Consider the following 21,058-nt stretch of genomic DNA (forward strand, 5'->3'; position numbering starts at 1 on the left):
GCTCACTCTAAGGTGGGGGTATGAGCGTCGCGGAGCGTCTTGCTTCCCGGCTCCCCGGTCGCCTTGGCGAGCGGGTGGAGCGCCCCGTTGTCGCGGTCGTGCGGCTGCACGGCGTGATCACTCCTACGCCGACGCCGGTGGCCAGGGCCACCGTGAACCTGCACGCCGCCGAGACCGCACTTACCCGAGCCTTCGGGCACGACCGGCTGGCCGCCGTCGCGCTGGAGATCAACTCTCCCGGTGGCGCACCCACCCAGTCCGCGCTGATCGCCGACCGGGTGCGCCGCCTGGCGGACAAGAAGAAGGTGCGGGTGCTCGCCTTCTGCGAGGACGTCGCGGCCTCGGGCGGCTACTGGCTGGCCTGCGCCGCGGACGAGATCTACGCCCACCGCACCTCGCTGGTCGGCTCGATCGGCGTCGTGACCGCCAGCTTCGGGCTGGCCGGCCTGCTGGAGCGGTTCGGCGTGGAGCGACGCGTGTACGCCGCCGGGGAGCACAAGGTGCGGCTCGACCCGTTCCGCCCGGAGAAGCCCGAGGACGTGGCCTGGCTCTCGGGCCTGCAGGAGGACCTGCACAAGCAGTTCGCCGACTGGGTGCGGCAGCGTCGGGGCGACCGGCTGCGCGGCAGTGACGAGGAGCTGTTCTCCGGCGAGGTGTGGACCGGCGGGAAGGCCGCCGAGCTGGGCCTGGTGGACGGGATCGGCACGTTCCGGCAGGTCGTGGAGGAGCGGTGGCCGGACGCCGCCGTCACCGTGGTCGAGCCACGCAGGCCGCTGTTGGCCCGGTTGGGCCTGGGCGGCGCCGCGGCCCGGCTGGCCAGTACACCCGCGGACGCCACCCTGGCGACCCTGGAGGCCCTCAACCACCGGGCCACCTGGTCGCGCTTCGGCCTCTGACCGGTACGGCTTCGCCGCGGCGACTCCTTCAGTGGTCCCATGGACATCGACCATGGGACCACTGGGGCAACACCGAGAGGCTCCGCGTGCCTGATCATCAAGGAAGCGGGGCTGGGTGAGAACACCCAGCGCCGCAACCCGAAGTGCGTCTCCTGATCGCGCGGCCTAGCTGAGGAAAAGGCCGACGTAGCCGGCAAACGCGAGCGGATCCCAGGCGTTGAAGATGTCCGCGTGCGCGGTCTTGGGGTCGCCGCTGGACAGCGTGACCCCGCCGGGGTTACTGATTCCGCTGTAGCCGTACTCCATCCGCACTCCGGGAACCTCTCGCGGGTGGCTGGACGGGCACCGCCCGTTCCGGCTGTGGGCCATGTGCGACTGGTGGTCCGGACTGTCCAGGTTCTTGCCGTCCCAGCAGTCGGGGAAGTTGTAGCGAAGCGTGGTGTACTGCCACCAGCCGCAGCTGGGGACCTGGTACGAAGAACCGCCGGTTTCGTTACCGTCGCAGTTCCACTTGACGATCGCGGGGTCGGAGGGCTGGTGCGCGTGTGCGTCGCCGGCGATCATCTTGAGCCCGAAGGGGAAGGGCTCGATGTCGTTCTTCCCCCGCGCCTCGTAGGTGGCGACCATGTAGCTCGGCCTGACGGACCGCCCGTCCACGCGCAGGTCGGGCGTCCAGTAGCCGGAAAGGTCGTAGGGCGTGTCGCAGGTGGTGTCGCCGTTGACGTAGAGGCTCTCGCCCGTGGAGTAGGCGTTGGTGGACGTGTTCCCGAAGAACATGTGGTGGTGCGAGGCGCCCGGTTGGCCGTGGTAGACGATGGGGTCGTCGGGGCCTTCGTGACTGAACGAACAGGTCACGTCGAAGGAACGATCGTCCGTTGCCGAGGCGCCCGTCGCCGTGACGGTGGCGAACAACGCCGCCAGCGCCAGAACGACGGCTGGGCGTCCGAGCCTGTGCATAGTGCGGGTCCTTCCTGCACTGCACCCGTCCGCTGGCGCGACGAATGCTGCCCGATGGCGCGCTTCGGGAAAAGCACCCACATCTGGTCAACTTCGGCAGAACGGAAAAACCCACCGCCGGCCGGGACCCGGCCATGCCCGCGGTGGGGCGGACAGATCAGGATCCGCCCGCCCCAACCGGTCCTGGTCAACTGACCCGGAGCTCGTAGAAGCCGCGGCCGAAGGTGGCGGCAACCAGGCGGTGGTTGGTCGGGTCGTACTCGATGTCGTCCACCGGGGACGCGGGCAGGCCCGAACCGAGCTGGAGCCAGAGACCGAAGCCCACCGGGGTGGTGAAGACACCCTGGTCGGTCGCGACGTACAGGGTGTTGTTCTTGCCGACCACGACATCGTTGACCGGGGCGTTGGGGAGGTTGCCCGAGATGTCGCGCCACGTTCGGCCACCGTCCGCGGTGGCGAGCAGGTGCGGCTGCTTGGAGCCGGACCGGTAGCCGGACAGCGTCACCCATGCACGCTCCGGCGAACGCTCGTCGACGACTACACGGGTCACCCATGGCTGGTTCTCCAACACCTTCGACCACGTCCGGCCGAGGTCGCGGGTCACCCAGACCCGGCCGTCGTCGGTGCCGACCCAGATCGTCCGGCCGTCGCTGGCCGGAGCGATCGTGGTGATCGTGCCGTAGGGGTAGTCGTCCTGGCCGGGGCCTCCGGTGAGATCCGGGCTGATCGCGGTCCAGCTGACGCCGCCGTTGGTCGAGCGGTTGAGCCTATTGCCGGCGTAGTAGAGGATCCGCGGGTTCACCGGGTCGAAGGCCATCGGCGTGAACCAGTTCCGGCGGTCGGAGATCGTCTGCGGGGTGAAGAAAGTGAGCGAGTTCCCGCCGTTGGTCGAGCGGAAGCAGTTGCCGTACTGGTAACAGGCGAAGACGTTGTTCCTGTCCTTCGGGTTGATCAGGTTTTCCTCGCCGTCACCGCCGAGGTACTCGTTGAACCGTGCGCCGCCCCAGGACCGCAGTGAGCCGTTGTCCTGTGAGCCGCCAGAGACCCGGGACGCGTCCTGCGGGGTGATCGCGGCGCTGTAAAGCTGCGTATAGGGCTCGTGCACCGCCTTCACCCAGCCACCATCACCATCGCGATCGGAGCGGTACACCCCGCCGTCGTTGCCGAGGTAGACGCGCGACGGATACCGTGGGTCCCAGACCATCGCGTGGTGGTCGACGTGGATACCGGAGCCGTCGGACCGCCAGCTCCTGCCGCCATCCTTGCTCGTGACAAGGGGAACGCCGGCGACGTGCACGTGCCTGGCGTTGTCCGGGTTCACCCACACCTTGCCGAACCACCAGCCATAGCTGGATTGGGAGTCCTTCAGCCGGGCACTGGCCGGCAGCGCGGTCCACGTGATTCCGGCATCGGTTGAGGTCAGGAAGCGGTCGAAGTAGCCGGTGGCGTCGACGACGATCGCATAGAGTCGACCCGGCTCGGAGGCGGCAATGCCCAGGCCGATGCGACCGACGTTGGCACCCGACGGCAGACCCCCTGACAGCCGCTGCCAGGTCTGACCGCCGTCGGTGGAGCGGTGCACGCTGGAACCGACACCACCGTAGGTGCGGGCGGTCGGGGTGCGCCGGTGATCCCAGAGCACGGCGTAGATCCGGTCGGGGTCCGTCGGGTCGAGTTGCACGTCCGCGGCGCCGGTGAACTCGTTCGGCACCGCGAGAACCCGCCGCCAGGTCTCACCCGCGTCGGTTGTCAGGTAGACGCCGCGGTCGCCGCCGCCGTTGTAGAGGGAACCGGTGGCCGCCACGAGCACGCGCTGTGGGTCCCGTGGGTCGACCCGAACGGCGCCGATCGCGCCCGAGTCCCGGAGGCCGACGGGCTGCCAGGTCGCGCCACCGTCCCGCGACCGGTACACGCCGGTGCCCTCGTAGGTCACGCTGCCACCACCCGGATTGGGTTCGCCGGTGCCCACCCATAACGTGCCGTCGCTGCCGGTGGCCACGGCGCCCATCGCCTGCGTCGCATCGTCCGGCCACACCGAATGGAAGGTCCGGCCGGCGTCGGTGGAGCGCCAGAGCCCGCCGCTGGCCGCGGCAGCGTAGAGAACGTCCTCACGATGCGGGTCCAGCGCGAGGTCGACGATGCGGCCACCGATGTTGGTCGGGCCGATCGACTGCCACTGCCCGCCGAGACGGGGGAGTTGGCGTGCCTGTCTGGCCGCGTCGGCGTAGGCGTGGCGAGGCAGGGTTTCGCCGCGGACAGCCTTCTGCAGGTATCTGTGCTCCGCCGGGGCGGAGGGGCCTTTGACGGGGCGGTATTCGCCGGGCTGGCCGGTACCGGGTGGGCCTTCGGCGTGCGCGGGCGGGGTGAGGAGGACCGTGGCCAGGGCGGTGAGGGAGGCGATGAAGCGACTGGATCGGCGCATGAGCACCCCCGAGAAGAGTGACAGCTGGTGATCGATCGGGGACGCTAAGCGACAGGTTGATCCGCTGTCTCCGGCCGAACGGAGGTAATCCGCGGGTCAGGCACCGCAGGTACGCCGGAGCAGATCGGTCGGGGCCGCTCCGCGGTGTCGCCGGGGAACAACCCGCTGGCGGCCTCGCGGAACCGGCACCGCCCCGACGGCGTGGCGGGCCCGGACCCCCAGCACCAGGCCCGCCACGTCCGGCACTCGCTTGATCAGACGGAGCAACCGGCGGACAGGTTCCGTCGCCGGCGTTCACCGGATGGAAGGATCGGGGTCGTGGACCGAGCAGCGCTGACCCGAACCGTTGAGGGGCTGTGGGACGACGCCGTCCTGCCGAGCCTGTCCGAGCTGGTCGCCGTGCCGGCGGTGTCGCCCGGTTTCGACCCGCAGTGGCGGGAGAACGGCCAGCTCGACGCCGCCGTCGACCTGATGCGGCGCTGGATCGCCTCGCGTGGCCTGCCGGGGGCCACCCTCGAGGTGATCCAGCTGGCCGACCGGAGCCCGCTCCTGATGGTGGACATCCCAGGGACGGACGGTGCGGACGCCGGCACCGTGCTCCTGTACGGGCACCTCGACAAGCAGCCGCCGATGGACGGCTGGGACGAGGGCCTGGGCCCCTGGACGCCGGTGATCCGGGACGACCGGCTGTACGGCCGCGGGTCGGTCGACGACGGGTACGCCGGGTTCGCCGCGGTCGCCGCATTGGAGGCGTTGCGCGTGAATGGAGGCGCGTACTCCCGCTGCGTGTTGCTACTGGAGACCGGTGAGGAGTCCGGTAGCCCGGACCTGCCCGCGTACCTGGAGCTCCTCAGCGAGCGGCTCGGTCGCGTGTCACTGGTGGTGTGCCTGGACTCCGGTGCCGGTGACTACGAGCGGATGTGGCTCACCACTTCGCTACGGGGTCTGGTGCAGATCCAGGTCACCGCGCGGGTGCTTGATGTTGGCCAGCACTCGGGTTCGGCCAGCGGCGTGGTGCCCAGCTCCTTCCGGGTGCTGCGAATCTTGCTGGACCGGATCGAGGACGCGGCCACCGGCGAGATCACGCTGCCCGAGCTGGCGGTCGAGGTTCCCGCGGATCGCATGGCGGAGATCGAGGCCACGGTTGAGGTGATGCGAGGCACGCTCGACGCAGCTTTCCCGATGACCGACGGGGTACGCATGGTCAGCGACGATGAGCTCGAGCTGACCCTCAACCGCACCTGGCGTGCCACATTGTCGGTGACGGGCGCGGAGGGACTACCAGCGCCGGCAGACGCGGGCAACGTGCTTCGTCCTTCGACGGGGCTGTGTTTGAGTTTCCGGTTGCCGCCCACCGCTGACTCGCAGAAGGCGCTGGCCGCGATCGAGCGGACGCTGACGTCGGATGCGCCCTACAACGCGCGGATCGAGCTTTCCCGGAGGGAGGCGGCCAACGGCTGGAACGCGCCTACTTTGGCGCCCTGGCTTCGGGATGCGCTCGACGCGGCGAGTGAGGACGTGTTTGGTGAGCCGTGGCGGACCCTTGGGGAAGGCGGATCGATCCCCTTCATGGGCCTGCTGTCGGAGGCGTACCCCGATGCCCAGTTCGTGGTCACCGGCGCGCTCGGCCCGGGCTCGAACGCCCACGTTCCGAACGAGTCGCTGCACCTGGACTACGTCAAGAAGGTGACCGCCGGCGTCGCCCTGATCCTCGACGCCCACTCACGGAGCTGAGATGACGTTCACTCGCACCAGGCGTCTGGCAGCGCCTTGATCAGGACGTATTGCGGAGGGGGTGGACCAAGCCCGTACTTGGCCCACCCCCTTGTTTCACAAAGTAGGATCTACTTCAGTTTCACGATCGTTTCACCCGTAGCAGAGTTATGTTCGATCGATCCGTTCTGAAACTCCTGGTAGGTAATAGTCCCCTTGCCGGGGAGAATCCCCTTTACCGTGACTCTGGACACAGGGTAGCCGAGGCTGGAGCGCTCCCACCCCATGGACGCCCACTTGTCGCGGATTCCTCCAGAAACCGCGTGTGCTCCCGTGCTCGGCGACCAGTAGACTGAGGCATTCTTGCTGAAGTGATTGTAGCGCCCGATCCCATCAGGCGTAGCAGTTTCGTCCGTCGTGGGATAGCCCAGCCTTATCTCCCCAGCGTTCTTCTCCCACTCGGAACGAATAGCCCCGCGAATCACGTGTGCTCCCGTGCTCGGCGACCAGTAGATGGATGCGTCTTTGCTGAAGTCGTTGTAGCGGCCGACTCCATCGGCGGTGCCTGTCTCGTCGGTGGTGGGGTAGCCGAGGCCCTTCTCCGATCCAAGTTCGGCCCACTTGGCCCGAATATCGCCCCAGACCGCATGTATGCCGGTGCTCGGTGAATAGTAGATCGAAGCGCCACCGCGACCGTTGAAGTGGTTGTAGCGGCCGACTCCATCGGCGGTGCCTGTCTCGTCGGTGGTGGGGTAGCCGAGGCCCTTCTCCGATCCAAGTTCGGCCCACTTCGCGCGGATGCCACCCCAGACCGCATGCGCCCCCGTGCTCGGCGACCAGTAGATGGACGCGCCATCCTTGCGGCTGAAGTGGTTGTAGCGGCCGATGCCGTCCGGCGTCGTCATCTCGTCGGTAGTGGGAAGACCGAGAAATGACTTGTGCCCACCGAACTTGGAATACTTCTCGAAGACCGTGCCACCCATCTGGTGCGCACCGGTCTCGCGAGTCCAGTACATCCGGCCACGTTCAAAGTCCCGCCAGCGCACATCACCGTCGACCTGTTCGGCTCCGGTGGGGTTACCCAAGCGGACACGGATGGCTTCCTCGTTTCTCCACCGGTACTCGATGGCGGTCACCACCGGATTGGCGCCCCGAATCTGCCAGGTCGCGTCTTCCTTGAACAGGTGTGGGTTGTCGAACCAGTTCTGGCCGCTGTCATTGGCTGCCCAGAGCTGGGCATTGATGTGGCGCAGGAACCGACCGTTGGTGCTGAGGGACTCCAGGGAGACGCCCTCGCCATTCAGGCCAGGGCGGGAGCACCAGGTGGCGTCGCGCCGGAACTGGTCCGAGCCGTCGCTCGGCGCAACCACGACGCGCAGGTTCTCCTGCCGGAGGTAGACGTTCGGCCGGTCCGCGACCTCAAGTGAGTGGCAGTTCGAGTCCGCCAGACCCGGCACGATACGCCACGTTGCGTCCGCACCGGCACCGTCTTCCGGCACATCCTTTCCACGACTGACGTGTGCGGGACCGTCGGCTCCATTCCGTACGTACCAGCCTCGAATGCCGGGCGTGGTGACCTCCACGGACTGCAGCAGGGCCTCGTACTGCCCGGCGCGCAGGAAGCGGGACACGGCATCCGGACCCGCTGCCAGCGCAGCCTCCGCTGCCTCTACGAGGGCAGGGTGTACCAGGCTCTTTTCTGCCCTTGCCTTGATCTCCAGAACCCGGCGTCGGTCGGCTTCTTCCTGCGTCTTGAGGGCGTTGGCGCGGTCGCGGTCGCTGGCCTGGTAGATGCCGGCCTCGATGAAGTGCTTCCACACCGCCGGGTCGGAGCTACGCAAGGCAGTGACGGCCGCGGCGTGCACCTCGGTGTCGGGTGTGGCGCGGTTCCAGACCTCGCGGATGAAGTTGTCGTCCGAGAGTTCGAGCATGCCCTCGGTGGGCTCGACACCGAGTACCTGGCGCATGGCGCGCTGCTTGGCGGCGCGGGCCTTCTGGTGTTCCTTCTCGGCCTCGGAGGCCTGCTTGTCCTGCTCGATGGCGTCGAGCTGGTCCTGCTCATGGGCCTTGCGGATCCCCTCGGCCAGGAACTTCTTCTGGGCGGTCTCGTCCTGGCCGAACGCCTCCAGCGCGGCGGCCTTGACCTTCGGGCCGGTGGCCTGCTTCCACAGCTGGTAGACGAAGTCCTTATAGCTGAGGACGAGCATCTCCGGCGTGGGCTCGATGCCGATGACCATGGCCGCATTGCGCTTGAGTTCGCGTGCCAGGCGTGCGGTTTCGGCGTCGCGCTGCTCCGTGGCCTGATCGCGCTTGACCGCCTCGTGGATCCCCACCTTGATCCACATGGTGCAGTCCGCGGGCGAGCCGGCCAACGCCAGCTCCGCGGATGCCCGCACCTCCTCGCCCGTGGCCTGCCGCCACAACGCGAACACGAAGTCGCGGTCGTCGAGGACCAAGAGATCATCGCCGGCCACGATCCCCAACCGGGACGCAGCCCTGACCTTGTCCTCCAACGACGCCTCCGGCACCACGGCCTCAGCCTGCCCCGCCACCGCCCTCACCGCCGGACCAGCAACAGCTGACGCTGCCGGCCCAAGCGTCGGCACGGTCGTCCCTGCGGTAGCGAGGGTCAGCGTTGCCAAAAGGAACGTTCGACTGAGCCTCGATCTCGTAGCGGTATGACTCATGGTCTACGTTCTTCCACCTTTTCGATCCGAATACCCACGATCTTCTGATCCGAACTTATCCCGAATCCTGCGGATCCGGACATGACGAATTTTTCGGGTAGCTGGTTGAAAAATGATATATACCTGCCGGTCTCGATGTCATATACCGAAAGATCACCCTGGTCTTCGTAGGTCATCATTGTAAATTTTAGGGAGTTTCGGGCCTTGGTGTAGCGTCCGTCTTCCGTCCATGGCGACGTATGCACATGGAGTGAGCCGCGAAGGACGGGGACCTGTCGCAGCTCGGCCACCCGTAGGAATTTGCCGGGCGTCGGTTTCTTCAGGACCACAACTCGACGTAGCAGCCCCGACGACAGGTCGACAGCGATTTCAACATAACCCGCTTCGGATCCACCCTGTCGGTCCTCGATGAAATAGTACGCGGGTTCGATTAGGGTTTCTCCCGTGTTCCATTCGATCGAGGTCGGGACGTACTCGTCACTTTTGTCCAAGGAGGGTAGTGGCCTCCCGATAGTAGTTGCATGTAGTCCCATCCAGCATCACCACTTGCAGAGGAAATGGTAAACGTAAGGAGAGTGTGCGGAATTGCTGGGCTTGCCGAACATTATCTCACAGTTCTGAACAAATACCTTCTTCTCGTACTCGATTCCTTTCTCGACTGCTTCTGATACCACCTCGCGCGCGGTGTGCAATGGGATCCGGTCGATCATGTCGTGGAAGTCTTTCCTGTTCCTGGGCTTGATCGCGGTTACCCACTCCTCCATGTGCTTGGTCCCGCTCTCCGGAAAGTATATCTTCTTGCCGTTCTTTGTGGTCAGCTCGAAAGTTTTTGGGATGATTGTGCCGCGATATGCTTCACCGAGGGGCTTGACAGAGTCAACGGCTTTCCTGAGTGCGACAATGATGGCGTCGCAGTTGTGAACCAGTAGCTCGAAGTCGGATACGTAGTAGTTGTGGTCTCCTTCGACCTCGAAGTTGTAAACGCTGGTCCGCTCGTCTCGCGTCGACAAGCTGGAAATTACCGGCTGTGCGCCGTCCCGAGACTGGAGTCTGTCGCCCACCTTCAGCTCGCCGGCTTCGACCCAACCATATCCTACAACCCAGAATGGATGCTCCGGGGTGGTGTCAACAGTCAGGTCCCCAACGGTGATGGTTACGAGTTTTGTCGCCTCTCTGCTGAACAGGGCGGTGACATGGCGGAGCCGCGACACACCACTCGTGATATCGCGTGCCCAAACAGTATCTCCGACCTTGATTTGTTCGATTGGCTTGGTTCCGTCCGCGGTCTCCACGGCGGTACCTGCCGGGAAGCATTTGCACCCCTTGAGTCCGTGAATCGCCTCCAGAGTCTTCCTGCCGGCGGTGGTCCCTTCCAGGAATTTTCCAATGTTGCCAGCCACCTTGCCTATCGCGCCTGCGATGGCGGGAGCCTTGGCGATGATGGCTACGAGGGATGCGGCATTAACGATGGTCCACAGGCAGCTTTCGACGTTACCTTCACCGAAGCAGCGGCCCAGATCATTAATGCCGGTGATTTCCAGAAATATTTCTGCGCCGACGTCCTTCAAAAAGTCGACAACCGACTTGTTTGCTGCGCCGAGTCCCTGTCGATAACGGTCCAGGAGCTCCTGCCCACCTGCGGCGAGTAGAACCCTTTCCTCGTCAGGCGTGAGTCCTGGGGTACCTCCAGTAGATATCTGCTTCGCGGCCTCCTCGCGGCGCTTGCGCTCCTCTTCACGAGCGGCAGCCTCGGCTCGTTCGGCGGACTTGATTGCTTCCGCAGCGTGCTGGCGGGCATTCTCGGCAGCCTGGGACGCTTCCTCGGCGTGCTTCTGCGCCTTGTCCGCAGCGGCCCGTGCTGCGGCTGCGTCCTGCTCCGCCTTGGCTGCTGCAGCACGAGCCGCAGCGGCGTCGCGCTCGGCAGCGCTAGCAGCAGACCGCGCAGTAGCCGCTTCCCGTTCCGCAGCATCCGCCGACTTGCCCGCGATGGCCGCATCCCGTGCGGCAGCGTTTGCGGCTTCCCGTGCCTTTCGCGCGTCCTCCTGGGCCTGAGCATCAGCTTGATTCGCCCGAGCCGCCGCCTCGCGTGCCTTTGCCCCTTCGATCGCCGCGTCCGCGGCGGCCCGCTGAGCCTCGGCCGCCGCCTTTGCTGCGGCCGCGGCCGACTGCGATGCCTTCGCAGCCGCATCAAATGCTGGCTTGACCTCGGCAGCCGCCCTATCCGCGGCCTCCTGCGCCTTCTGCGCGGCCTCGATCGCCTCATCCGCCCGTTGCTGGGCGGCCTTGGCCTGCTCGTCCCCTACCGACTTGGCCTGCTCCGCGACTTCAGCGGCGAAGTCCGCGTCGAGGTCCTTGCCCTCGAATGGGGCCACCACGTTGATTGCGGTGTTTGCCGGTTCGGCAATGCCGTGCGATGAGGTACGTGCGGCTAGCGATGCACGAACCGCGATCCCGGCTTGGGTCGCCGCGGATACTGCCTCGTTCGCGGCAGCCTCTGCTTCCGCCTTGGTCCGCCGAGCCGACCACAGCGCGCGCATCGCCTCGTCGGCTGCCTGCCGTGCGAGATTTGCGGCGTTACGTGCGTGCTCGGCTGCCTTGGCCTCGGCAGCGGTGGCTTCCGCCGCCTTGGCGTTTGCCTGCACCGCCTCGGCGTGGGTTGTTGCCGCTTCTGCCTCGGCCTTGTTGGCGGCGGCGTTGGCCCGCGCCGCCGCTGCCTCTGCTTCACGGGCCGCAGCGCGTGCCCGCGCCGCGGCTCGGGTCGCCTCGGTGGCCGCGGCCCGAGCATTTGCAGCGGCACCACTTGCTACCTGCGCGGCATGCCCGGCCTGCTGCGCCGCGTTGGTGGCGGTATTGGCGTCAGCGCGTGCCTGCCGGGCAGCGTCCCAAGCTTGCGCTTCGTGCGCGGTGCCCCGCGCTTGTGCCGCCGTGGCCGCCATCGCTTCCGCTCGCGCCACAGCCGCCTGCCGGCGCTGTTCGGCATCCCAGGCGCGTTGCCGTGCGGTTGCAGCGTTGGATTCCTCGTCGCGGGCCTTACCGAGGGCGTCCTTGGCGATCCGTTCGCGTTCCTCGGCGCCGGTCCGAGCATTCGCGGCGATGCGGCCCTGGTATTCGGCGTTCGCGCGGGCGCGTGCGGCGATGGCTGCCTGCTGCTGGGCGCGTTGCCTTGCCGCAGCGGCGTTCGCGCGCTCCCGCTCGGCCCGCTGGCGAGCCTCGGCGGCCTTGCGTTGTTCGGCCTCGGCGGTCAGCCGGGCTTGGCGGGTGCGCTCGGCCGCGTCCCATGCCCGGCGTTCGGCGGCCTCGGCCTCCTGCCGCGCCTGCTTGGCGTGGTTGGCCGCGTTCCGGGCGGCAGTCGCCTGCTCCTGAGCGGCCTTGGCGATCGCCTCGGCCGAGCGGGCGTGCTGCTCGGCCTGCTCCCGCCAACGCCGCGCCTGCTCCGCGTGGGCCTCGGCCTTCTGCTGCCCTTCCTGGGCCTTGTCCGTGGCCTCAGTGGCTTCGATGGCGTGCTGCGCGGTCTCGGCCGCGCCAACGGCCGCCTTGGCCGCATCCGCCATCCCCCTGGCGATCCGGGCCCAGTCCGCCCCGTAGGTCAGACCGGTCTCGACCAGGACCTTTGCCTCGCCATCCGCAGTGACGGCGGCCTTGTGCGCGTCATCGGCCGCCTGGCGGACGTACTCCAGCTGACGCGCGACCTCGCGCTTGACCTCGGAGAATGACCCGTTGTGGTGGCCACCAGCGGAGTTCGCCGCGAGGATCTGGGCGGCCTTGCGCGCCTCGTTGGCCGCCGAGACCATCGCATTCGCCGCACGCTGCAACGCACGCACGCCCTTGCCGTGCGCGGAAAGCAGGTTCTTGCGTGCCTCGGAAGCACGAGCGGCCTTCTTGGCCAGCTCACTCAGTTCCTCGGCCGCCTTGTCGCGTTCGCGTTGCTGCTTGAGAGTTCCCTCGAACGCCTTGGCGTCCCGTTCGGCGGCCGGCAGGTAGCCGTTCTTGAGGAAGTCGACGATGGCTTCATCGGTACCGGCGTCGAGCGCGGCCTGTGCGGCCTTCTTCACCTCGGGCCCGCCGGAGCCGGCGAGCATCTGGACCCGCGAGCAAAGCAGGTCCATCCGCTCGCGCTCGGCCTTGGCGTTGGCCTCGTCGCGCGACTTGGCGATATCGGCGCCGTAGTCGAGGAAAGCGGCCCGGTCGTAATCGGACCCGGCGAGAACCCGATCCACCTCGGCGTTGAAGATCGGCCCACCGGTGCCCGCCATCTTCTCGATGGCCGCCCGGTTGTGCCGGGCCGTCTCCTGCTTACGTGCCTTGGCGCGGGCCCTCGCCTCCGGCTCACCGGTGGTGAGGAACTCCATGACCGCTTCGTCGGTCTGGGCATCCAATGCGGCCTGGGCCGCGACCCGGACCTCGACGTCCTCGTCGAGCTCGGCGATGTCGGCAACGAGTTGGCGCAGCCGCGGGTCGGAGTCCGGCAGGCCGCTCTTACCGTTCCACTCCTGGTACTCCGACTTCGGCATCGGCCGTGCCGAGCCGGTGGAAGGCTCGGACTCCTCGGCGGCAGCCGTAGCAACGAACGGGCTGGACGGCCGAACCGCCGGGTCGATCAGCCCGGCCAACAACAGTAATGCGAGCAGTGATACCAGGAATCTTCGGGCGCATCGGACAGTGCGCACCAACAACCCCCATTCATATCAAGGGAAAACAACACCACCACGCGGTAACGCGAGGTGCCTTCTCTGATACGACCGGACTGGTGTCCGGTCAGCTCTTCGACCGGAGCATGCGCTGTTCACCCGCGAGCGCCTGCTCCAACAGCGAATTCCAGAATCGGGACTGCTCGGTGATGGTCTCTCGCTCAGCGGTCCACTGCTTCTCGGTCTCTGCCGAGAAACCGACGACCGCCGCCCAGTTTGGTCCGGTGGCGTCCTGCGCCGCGGCCGCAACCGCCCGCCAGTTCGCAGCCTGCTCCCGCGCAACCCTTTCCGCGTCGGCCCATGCGCTCCGCGGTGCCTTGGTGTGGTCAGCAACCTTGCGCCACGCGCGGACAGCAGCAGCGCGAGCCTACTCGGCAGCCTCGCCGGCCGTCTCTGATGCGGCCTTCTCCGCCGCCTTGGCCTCGCCGATCAGCCTCTCAACCGTTGCGCGCCAGCCAACTTCGTTGTCAGCCATCCGCATGCGGTGACCCTCGAGGTCAAGCCGTGCGGCGCTAGCCCAGTCGTAGGCGAAGAACTCGACCAGATCGTTTTCTACGGCCGCTGGCCGAACCGCCCATGTGGCCGCGGCACGGACCTGCACGCCGGGGGCGTGCTCGGCGAGCTTGCGCACGTAGTTCCGGTCGTCCTCGGTGAGCGCTCGCGTCTGCTCCCCGGATGCTTCTCGGGCCCACCTGTCGCGCTCCTTGGCCTCCGCATAGCCGGTGCGTGCGAACCGTTCGCGGTCCGCGTCCGTGCCGTTGACAGCACGTTGCGCTGCCGCGTGCACCTCTGGGGCGAACTCGGCGGTATGCGTCTCCGACACCCTGCGGGCGAAGTCCGCGTTGCGTGCTTTCTGCTGCTCCGCAAGCTTCTTCGCGTAGGGGAACTCGGTGTTGAGAAACCTCACCAGCGCGGCTTCCCCATTCGGGGAGATCAGAGCACGCATTGCGGCAGCACGAACCGTTGAGCGTGGGTCTCGGCGAGCGATCCACCAGACGAGCCTTCGGTTCGCCGACTCCTCAGCAGCCGCGTGGCGACTGTCGAAGGCCGACGTGGACTCGACGGCGAGTGCAGCACCAGTGGCTGGCCCGATGAGAGCGCAACTCGTCGAGATGATCAAAAGAAGTGCTCTGACAGACGCACGGGTGCGCAACTGTTCCTCCCCCTCCGGAACAACGACATGAAAGTGCACGCCGTCCGGTTCCGGCGGGCCCCGGGGCCGAACCCTAACGCAGACTTCACATGTGGACCAACCGCTTGAAAGCGGACGAGGTACTATCCGTTCGGCGCAACCTAGCCGGATATCGGGCGCAACTCGTTCGGCCTACGACTTTCGTCGGGCGATCACCCTACTTTCGTAGGGTTTCGGTACGCGAGAGCTACTTGTCCGTGCGGGTGTTCTTGGCCAGTGGTGGCGCCTGGTGTTCCTTCACGACCTTCATGGTGAACTGCGAGGTGACGCGGGCGACGCCGGGCAGGCTGACCAGCTTGTTGATGTAGAGCGACTCGTACGCGGCGAGGTCGGGCACGGCGACCCACACCAGGAAGTCGGGGTTGCCGAACATGCGGCGACACTCGACGACCTCCTCCAGCGCGGACACCTGCTCCTCGAACGCGCTGATCGTGGCCTGCTCCTGGTGCGCCATGGTGATGTGCACCAGGACCTGGAACCCGCGGCCGATCGTGTCCGGGTCGATCGTGGCGTGGTAACCGGTGATCACCCCGGACGCCTCGAGCTGGCGGATCCGGCGCAGGCAGGGCGACGGGCTGAGTCCCACGCGGGCCGCCAGTTCCACGTTGGTCAGGCGCCCGTCGGACTGGAGCTGGGTGATGATTGCGCGATCAATCGCATCCACGACACAAGATGCTAATTGAGCGCACTGACGTGGCAGAAGAAGGTCACACATGTCACGCCTTTGAAACTAGTGTTCTTGTGGGGCGAGGCCAGGGCCTATCAGCCAGCTCTCCCGAAAAGGATCTTGTTGGCACGGATCGGGATGTGCTGTGACAGTGACAATAACCACGGCAGATGAAACGAGAAACGTCGTGCTGGATCAACAGCAAGCCGTCAGCGGGTCTGGCATGCGTGTGGGCGAGAGCCGAGGCTGGGCCTATTTCGCGTTGCTGTCGACCGCAACACTCTGGGCGAGCGCCTTCCCCGCGATTCGTGTGGCCTTGCCAGAATACGGTCCGTCCAACCTGGCGGTCGCTCGGCTGGTGGTTGCGTCAATCGCGTTGCTGTTGGCGGCCCCAGTTCTGGGGATTCGCAGGCCAGGGGTGCGTGACCTCCCGCTGATCGGTGCCGGAGCCGTGGCCACCGCCGGATACCAGTTCCTCCTCAACTGGGGTGAGGTGCACGCGTCATCGGGAACCGCCAGCCTGATGGTCGCCACCGCGCCAATCTACACCGCGATCCTCGCCGCGTTCCTCTTGCGAGAGCGGGTAACTCGGCGTCGCGCTGCCGGCATGGCGATTGCTTTCCTTGGTACCGCTGTGATCGCGTGGGCCCAGGGTGGTGCCACCATCGACCTCACGGCGCTCGTGTTGCTCGGCGCGGCGATCGCACAAGGCGCGTACATGGCGGTGTCCAAGCCGCTCACCGCGCGGTACCGCGGACCAGAGGTTGCCTGCTACACGATCTGGGGTGCCACGTTGATGCTGATTCCGTTGTCGCCCAACGCATTTACGGCCATGCGCGATGCCTCCTGGTCAGCAACCACAGCCGTGCTACTTCTCGGCGTCGGCGCCTCCGCCATCGCGTACATGACCTGGGGCTACGCGGTGGCCAAGCTGGATGCGTCGCTAGCCTCGATGGCGCTCTATCTGGTGCCGGCCATTGCAATTGCGGTCGCCTACGTCTGGCTCGGCGAGCGCCCGGGCGCGATCGAGTTGCTGGGCGGCGCCGTGATCATGGCAGGGGTATTGATGGCGATGACCCGACCCCGGAAAACCTGACCATGGTAAGCGAACGAAAGGAAGCAAGGAGGACGGAAGGGGCTGCCGGGATCCCGGCAGCCCCTTCCGTGCCGACCGCTGGTCACTTCGGCCAACCGACGAGGCTGGTCGTGGGCCGCACTTGTCCACAGCCCGTCAAGTTGTCCACAGGCGCGGTCCCGTGTCTTGCGACGAAATCTTGACGATCAGTAAGCTCGACGCGGGGCGTGAGCCCCCGGGATGGGCGGGGGCTGTGACCAGCGGCTTTCCGCCTTACTGGGGCGGATGGTTCCGTTGGACGGACAGCGCTCACGCCGCCAAGTCGGCGTAGACGATCACGTTGTCCTTGTAGCTGTGTGCCGCCTTGTCGAAGGCGCCACCGCAGGTGATCAGGCGGAGCTCGGCCTTGTCGGTGTCGCCGTACACGGCGTCCTCCGGGAACTTGTCCTTCGGCACCTGCTCCACTCGCTTGACCACGAACTTGAGATCCTTGTCGTCGCTGCGCTTGACGAAGACCTCGTCCCCGGCCTTCAACTCGTGCAGCTTGAAGAAGATGCCGGGCTGCCCCTCACCGTCGACGTGGCCCAGGACGATCGCCGGCCCCTTCTCCCCGGGCACCGGGCTGAACCGGTACCACGCCGCCTGCATCGGCTTCTTGGCGCTGGGCACCTGCATGGTTCCGTCCTCGTTCATCGAAACCCGGATGAGTGAGGACTCCGCACCGATCTTCGGTACTCGAACCTGCACCGGCCTGGGCTTGCCATCGGACTCCGCGGCGGCTGCTGGTGCCGTACTGCCCTTTTCGTTGCTGGCGGCCGGCGCATCGGAGGAGCCGCAACCGGCAAGCGCCATCACACCCGCGAGGAGCAGCGTGGCCACGAGGCCGCGGCCACTCCGCCTTCCGAACATGCGCATGTCAGATCTGGGCGGTGCCGCCGAAGCCGGTCTCGACGCCACCCTTCGGCACGAACTTCACCTGGTTCTTGGCCTGCGGCTGGCCGGACTTGACGCTCGTGCCGGCCTTCTTCGCCTTGGCAATGTCCGCGCGGGCCAGCGTGGTGGTGTAGTTCTTGCCACCACACTTCGCGGTGACAGTGATGTCACCGTTGCCGCTCGGCTTGGCCACGGCCTCCCACATGCGCCTGTTCTCGTCGTTCTGGCGCAGCGGCTGGATGTCCAGGACCGGCGACGAGACCTCGGGCTTCCCGGCCGCGCAGGTCGCGCCGACGAATACGAACGAACCGTCCGGCGAGGCAACGAGGAACACGCCGTCCATACCGGGTCCCTCGTCGCCCGGGCGCGACGGACCGGAGGAGCTGTCAGTCCCGCCCGGGTTGCTCGGCTTCGGTTCCTTGGGCTTGTCCGAATCGGTTGGGTCGGCCGGCTTCGGGTCCTTCGACTTGTCAGCGTCGTTCTGCTCGGCCGGCTTGCTCTGCTCAGCCTGGTCGGCCGGCTTGTCCTTGTCGGTCCCCGGCTTCTGCTTGGCCGGTGCATTCGTCGAGCTCTCGGCGGCCGGAGCGGACGGGTTGGTCTCCTCGGCCGCCGCACTCGGCACGACGACAGCGGCAAGCAGTGTACCGGCGGCAAGCACGCCAGCAGCCAGGCCCAGAGGCTTTCTCACAGTAGATCCCCAAGACATCGTCGGGGCGTCGCATGGAATGGGCGACGCCAGCTCGAATCGTCCCCCGGTCGGGGCATGCGGGTGCTGATCATGCCGCATTTGTTCCGCACATGCGTACTTCGTTTCGCGTGAGTAAGGACACTGTTCGATGCGGTAACGAACGATGGGACGTGTGCGATTAATGCGCAACAGTTCGATTTCTTCGAATCACCCGTGACCGCAATGCTATCAATTCGAGACCGTAGCTCGTAACGTTTGCTGAGTTGGCACCACAGTTCTTGGCCTGTCCGATGTAATGGTGGCGTCCCTTTGGTCCATTCGTGCATCCCGTGCGCGGGGTGGTCGGTCGGTGGTGGATCCGTCCTGATCGGTCTGGCGAGGGCTGCGGGTCTGGCGGCGTAGTTACTTTGGGTAATGAAGCTCGGGTCGGCGGCGCACCGTGCGTGCTCGTGCACGAATAGTGAACATCACGTTGTGAACTAGCCCATCCATGTCAACATCTTGCGGTAGAACCGGGCAAACCACGCAAGAACCATGCTTCTTGCGGCCTTCGTGACCGCGACGTGCTGTGCATCACGTCACCTGGGTGGCAGTATCCCCTCCACTCGACCGGACCCCAGCTACGAGGAGTGACACCGTGGCTCGTCGAACCAGGCACCGGGTGCTCGTCCTGCTCCCCGCGCTCGCCCTCGCGCTCGGCGCGACCGCCTGTGCGGAGAGCATCAACACGGGCGGCTCGGCCACCGGCGAGATTTCCCTGATCAACGAGGGAAAGCTGACCACCTGCACGCACCTGCCGTACAAGCCGTTCCAGATGAGCGAGGGCGGCAAGGTCGTGGGCTTCGACGTCGACCTGGTCGACCTCGTGGCCGACGAGCTGGGTGTCAAGCAGGAGATCACCGACACCCCGTTCGAGGGCATCCAGTCCGGTGAACTGCTCAACAGCGGCAAGTGCGACGTGGCCGCGGCCGGTATGACCATCCTCCCGGTCCGCGAGCAGAACATGGACTTCTCGGACCCCTACTTCGAGGCGACCCAGGCGTTGCTCGTGAAGAAGGGGTCTCCGTACCGCAGCCTCGCGGACCTTCGCGGCAAGAAGCTCGGCACCCAGCTCGGCACCACCGGTGAGGAGTACGCCAAGCAGAACCAGGATGCGAACGGATACGAGATCATCCAGTTCGAGGACCTCGGCCTGCTGACGACCGCCGTGCTGACGGGCCAGGTCGACGCCGCGATCAACGACAACGGCGTGCTCTACGACTTCGTCAAGGACAATCCGGAGACCGAGGTTTCCGTGGAGTTCGACACCGGGGAGCAGTACGGCATCGCCGTGCGGACCGGTAACGACGCCCTCCGCGGAAAGATCAACGATGTCCTGAAGAAGGCCAAGGAAAGCGGCGAGTACGACCGGATCTATGAGAAGTGGTTCGGCAAGAAGCCGGACAAGAAGTGAGCGGCTGACGTGCGGGGCCGGCGCCACCGTGCGCCGGCCCCGCCCCACGCCCGAGCCCCTTCAACCAGGAGCCACCCACCCATGGCAATGTCGAAGCGCAAGCGGGCGCAGGCGGTCCGCGGCGGCCAGTACGCGCTGCTGGTCGTCGTGGCGGTCGTGCTCGCGGTCGTAGCGGACTGGCAGAACATCGGCCGCGCGTTCTTCAACCTCGACGTCGCCCGCGCCCAATTCCCCGAAATCATCTCGACCGCACTGGTCAACACGGTCACCTACACCGTTCTCGGCTTCGGCTTCGGTCTCGTGCTGGGACTGATCCTGGCGCTGATGCGGATGTCTTCGGTGCCGCCGTACCGGTGGCTGGCCAGCATCTACATCGAGTTCTTCCGCGGCGTTCCCGCCCTGCTCGTCTTCATCGCCTTCGGCTTCGGTGTCCCCATCGCGTTCCAGGTCCGGTTCGACATCTACTCGACGGTGATGCTGGCACTCGGCCTGGTCGGCGCCGCCTACATGGCCGAGACGATTCGGGCCGGTATCCAGGCGGTGCCGAAGGGCCAGGTCGAGGCGGCGCGGTCGTTGGGCATGTCCCAGGCCAGGGCGATGGTCACCGTCGTGATCCCGCAGGCGTTCCGCATCATCCTGCCCCCGCTGACCAACGAGCTGATCCTGCTAACCAAGGACTCCTCGCTGATCTACCTGCTGGGGCTGGCCACGAGCGAGTACGAACTGGCGAAGTTCGGCCGGGCCGCGCTGAACGAGCACCAGTCGATGACACCGATCCTCATCGCCGGCCTGTGTTACCTGATCATCACGATCCCGCTGTCGTTCCTCTCCCGGTGGCTGGAGCGGCGCACGGCAGGTGGGAAGAAGGTCAGTGCACCGGAGGCCACCGGCTTGGAGGTCAAAGCATGAGCGAGACGGTCGTCGAGATCATCGGGCTGCAGAAGGCTTTCGGACCGTTGCACGTGTTGCGCGGAATCGACCTGGAGGTTCGGCGCGGTGAGGTGGTCTGCGTGATCGGTCCGTCCGGCTCCGGCAAGTCCACGCTGCTGCGTTGCGTGAACCTGCTGGAGCAGCCGACCGGCGGCAGGGTCGCCGTGGGCGGGGTGGAGCTGACCGACCCGGACGTCGACATCGACGCTGCCCGGCGCCGCATCGGCATGGTCTTCCAGCAGTTCAACCTGTTCAGCCACCTGACGGTGCTGGACAATCTCACCATCGCGCAGCGCAAGGTGCTCCGGCGCGGCAAGGCCGAGGCCGAGGAGGTCGCCAGGAGGAACCTGGCCCGGGTGGGGCTCGCCGAGAAGGCGGACGCCATGCCCGCCCAGCTCTCCGGCGGCCAGCAACAACGCGTGGCGATCGCCCGCTCACTGGCCATGGACCCCGAGTTGATGCTCTTCGACGAGCCCACCTCGGCGTTGGACCCGGAGCTGGTCGGGGACGTGCTCGGCGTGATGCGCACGCTCGCCGAGGCCGGGATGACGATGCTCGTGGTCACCCACGAGATGCAGTTCGCCCGCGAGGTCGCCGACCGCGTGCTGTTCATGGACGGCGGTGTCGTGGTCGAGCAGGGCCCGCCGGAGCGGGTGATCGCTGCCCCGCAACACGAGCGGACCAGGGCCTTCCTGTCCCGCGTTCTCGATCCGACGCACCAGGGGCCCAACGTCCCCGCCACCTGACCGGGCTAACC

15 protein-coding genes are annotated in these 21,058 nt (G+C 66.6%); 6 read left to right on the forward strand and 9 right to left on the reverse strand.

The genetic code is table 11. The features are described from left to right. The first annotated feature begins 20 nt into the window (after window positions 1–20). Window positions 21–896, forward strand: coding sequence for a S49 family peptidase (locus IEY55_RS15100; protein WP_189058271.1), 876 nt, complete (start codon window positions 21–23; stop codon window positions 894–896). Window positions 897–1,061: 165 nt separating this feature from the next. Here the strand turns inward: IEY55_RS15100 and IEY55_RS15105 are convergent, their stop codons facing one another. Together IEY55_RS15105 and IEY55_RS15110 are read right to left on the reverse strand one after the other, a co-directional pair. Then, the gene (locus tag IEY55_RS15105; RefSeq protein ID WP_189058273.1) at window positions 1,062–1,853 is read right to left on the reverse strand and encodes a DUF1996 domain-containing protein; all 792 of its coding nucleotides are present in this window, start codon (window positions 1,851–1,853) and stop codon (window positions 1,062–1,064) included. Between the two features lie 187 nt (window positions 1,854–2,040). Beyond that, a complete protein-coding gene (locus IEY55_RS15110; protein WP_189058275.1) occupies window positions 2,041–4,275 on the reverse strand; it encodes a WD40/YVTN/BNR-like repeat-containing protein in 2,235 nt (744 codons plus the stop codon). Between the two features lie 309 nt (window positions 4,276–4,584). Here IEY55_RS15110 and IEY55_RS15115 point away from each other — a divergent pair, with 309 nt between their 5' ends. Continuing rightward, the gene (locus IEY55_RS15115; RefSeq protein WP_189058414.1) at window positions 4,585–6,009 is read left to right on the forward strand and encodes a M20/M25/M40 family metallo-hydrolase; all 1,425 of its coding nucleotides are present in this window, start codon (window positions 4,585–4,587) and stop codon (window positions 6,007–6,009) included. A gap of 110 nt (window positions 6,010–6,119) precedes the next feature. On the opposite strand, the gene IEY55_RS15120 is transcribed toward IEY55_RS15115, so the two are convergent. The 5 genes from IEY55_RS15120 to IEY55_RS15140 form a co-directional block, all read right to left on the reverse strand. Then, window positions 6,120–8,540 (reverse strand): AbfB domain-containing protein, encoded by a 2,421-nt coding sequence (locus IEY55_RS15120; RefSeq protein WP_229686411.1) that lies wholly within the window; start codon window positions 8,538–8,540, stop codon window positions 6,120–6,122. Between the two features lie 131 nt (window positions 8,541–8,671). After that, a complete protein-coding gene (locus IEY55_RS15125; protein WP_189058279.1) occupies window positions 8,672–9,208 on the reverse strand; it encodes a hypothetical protein in 537 nt (178 codons plus the stop codon). 6 nt (window positions 9,209–9,214) lie between these two features. Next, window positions 9,215–13,285 (reverse strand): polymorphic toxin-type HINT domain-containing protein, encoded by a 4,071-nt coding sequence (locus tag IEY55_RS15130; RefSeq protein ID WP_229686412.1) that lies wholly within the window; start codon window positions 13,283–13,285, stop codon window positions 9,215–9,217. A gap of 445 nt (window positions 13,286–13,730) precedes the next feature. Beyond that, window positions 13,731–14,309, reverse strand: coding sequence for a hypothetical protein (locus IEY55_RS32085; RefSeq protein ID WP_229686413.1), 579 nt, complete (start codon window positions 14,307–14,309; stop codon window positions 13,731–13,733). Between the two features lie 433 nt (window positions 14,310–14,742). Further along, entirely contained in the window at window positions 14,743–15,219 is a 477-nt protein-coding gene (locus IEY55_RS15140) for an Lrp/AsnC family transcriptional regulator (RefSeq protein WP_189058281.1), read from the reverse strand. 190 nt (window positions 15,220–15,409) lie between these two features. Between IEY55_RS15140 and IEY55_RS15145 the strand changes: the two genes are divergently transcribed. Further along, window positions 15,410–16,318 carry a DMT family transporter gene (locus IEY55_RS15145; protein ID WP_189058283.1) on the forward strand — a complete coding sequence of 303 codons (909 nt, stop codon included), beginning with the start codon at window positions 15,410–15,412 and terminating at the stop codon, window positions 16,316–16,318. 288 nt (window positions 16,319–16,606) lie between these two features. Here IEY55_RS15145 and IEY55_RS15150 read toward each other — a convergent pair whose 3' ends face one another. Both IEY55_RS15150 and IEY55_RS15155 read right to left on the reverse strand, forming a co-directional pair. Next, window positions 16,607–17,212, reverse strand: a complete 606-nt coding sequence (locus tag IEY55_RS15150) for a class F sortase (RefSeq protein WP_189058285.1) — start codon at window positions 17,210–17,212, stop codon at window positions 16,607–16,609. Between the two features lies 1 nt (window position 17,213). Further along, complete coding sequence (locus IEY55_RS15155) at window positions 17,214–17,918, reverse strand: hypothetical protein (protein ID WP_189058287.1); 705 nt, start codon at window positions 17,916–17,918, stop codon at window positions 17,214–17,216. A gap of 637 nt (window positions 17,919–18,555) precedes the next feature. Here IEY55_RS15155 and IEY55_RS15160 point away from each other — a divergent pair. The 3 genes from IEY55_RS15160 (at window position 18,556) to IEY55_RS15170 (ending at window position 21,047) form a co-directional block, all read left to right on the forward strand. After that, window positions 18,556–19,371, forward strand: coding sequence for a basic amino acid ABC transporter substrate-binding protein (locus IEY55_RS15160; RefSeq protein WP_189058289.1), 816 nt, complete (start codon window positions 18,556–18,558; stop codon window positions 19,369–19,371). A gap of 81 nt (window positions 19,372–19,452) precedes the next feature. Then, on the forward strand, window positions 19,453–20,280 hold the full coding sequence (locus tag IEY55_RS15165; protein WP_189058291.1) for an amino acid ABC transporter permease: 828 nt from the start codon (window positions 19,453–19,455) through the stop codon (window positions 20,278–20,280). Then, window positions 20,277–21,047: an amino acid ABC transporter ATP-binding protein gene (locus IEY55_RS15170; protein ID WP_189058293.1), complete on the forward strand. Its 771-nt coding sequence runs from the start codon at window positions 20,277–20,279 to the stop codon at window positions 21,045–21,047. The genes IEY55_RS15165 and IEY55_RS15170 overlap by 4 nt, the downstream gene beginning before the upstream one ends. Window positions 21,048–21,058 lie beyond the last annotated feature (11 nt).

Origin of the sequence: Longimycelium tulufanense (assembly GCF_014645795.1) — a bacterium.
Classification (GTDB): Bacteria; Actinomycetota; Actinomycetes; order Mycobacteriales; family Pseudonocardiaceae; genus Longimycelium; species Longimycelium tulufanense.

What these genes read in the sequence shown, in the direction of transcription:
- IEY55_RS15100 (WP_189058271.1), top strand. Translation starts at nt 21, where the DNA reads ATGAGCGTCGCGGAGCGTCTTGCTTCCCGGCTCCCCGGTCGCCTTGGC.
- IEY55_RS15110 (WP_189058275.1), bottom strand. Translation starts at nt 4,275, where the DNA reads ATGCGCCGATCCAGTCGCTTCATCGCCTCCCTCACCGCCCTGGCCACG.
- IEY55_RS15105 (WP_189058273.1), bottom strand. Translation starts at nt 1,853, where the DNA reads ATGCACAGGCTCGGACGCCCAGCCGTCGTTCTGGCGCTGGCGGCGTTG.
- IEY55_RS15170 (WP_189058293.1), top strand. Translation starts at nt 20,277, where the DNA reads ATGAGCGAGACGGTCGTCGAGATCATCGGGCTGCAGAAGGCTTTCGGA.
- IEY55_RS15150 (WP_189058285.1), bottom strand. Translation starts at nt 17,212, where the DNA reads ATGCGCATGTTCGGAAGGCGGAGTGGCCGCGGCCTCGTGGCCACGCTG.
- IEY55_RS15165 (WP_189058291.1), top strand. Translation starts at nt 19,453, where the DNA reads ATGGCAATGTCGAAGCGCAAGCGGGCGCAGGCGGTCCGCGGCGGCCAG.
- IEY55_RS15125 (WP_189058279.1), bottom strand. Translation starts at nt 9,208, where the DNA reads ATGGGACTACATGCAACTACTATCGGGAGGCCACTACCCTCCTTGGAC.
- IEY55_RS32085 (WP_229686413.1), bottom strand. Translation starts at nt 14,309, where the DNA reads ATGCGTGCTCTGATCTCCCCGAATGGGGAAGCCGCGCTGGTGAGGTTT.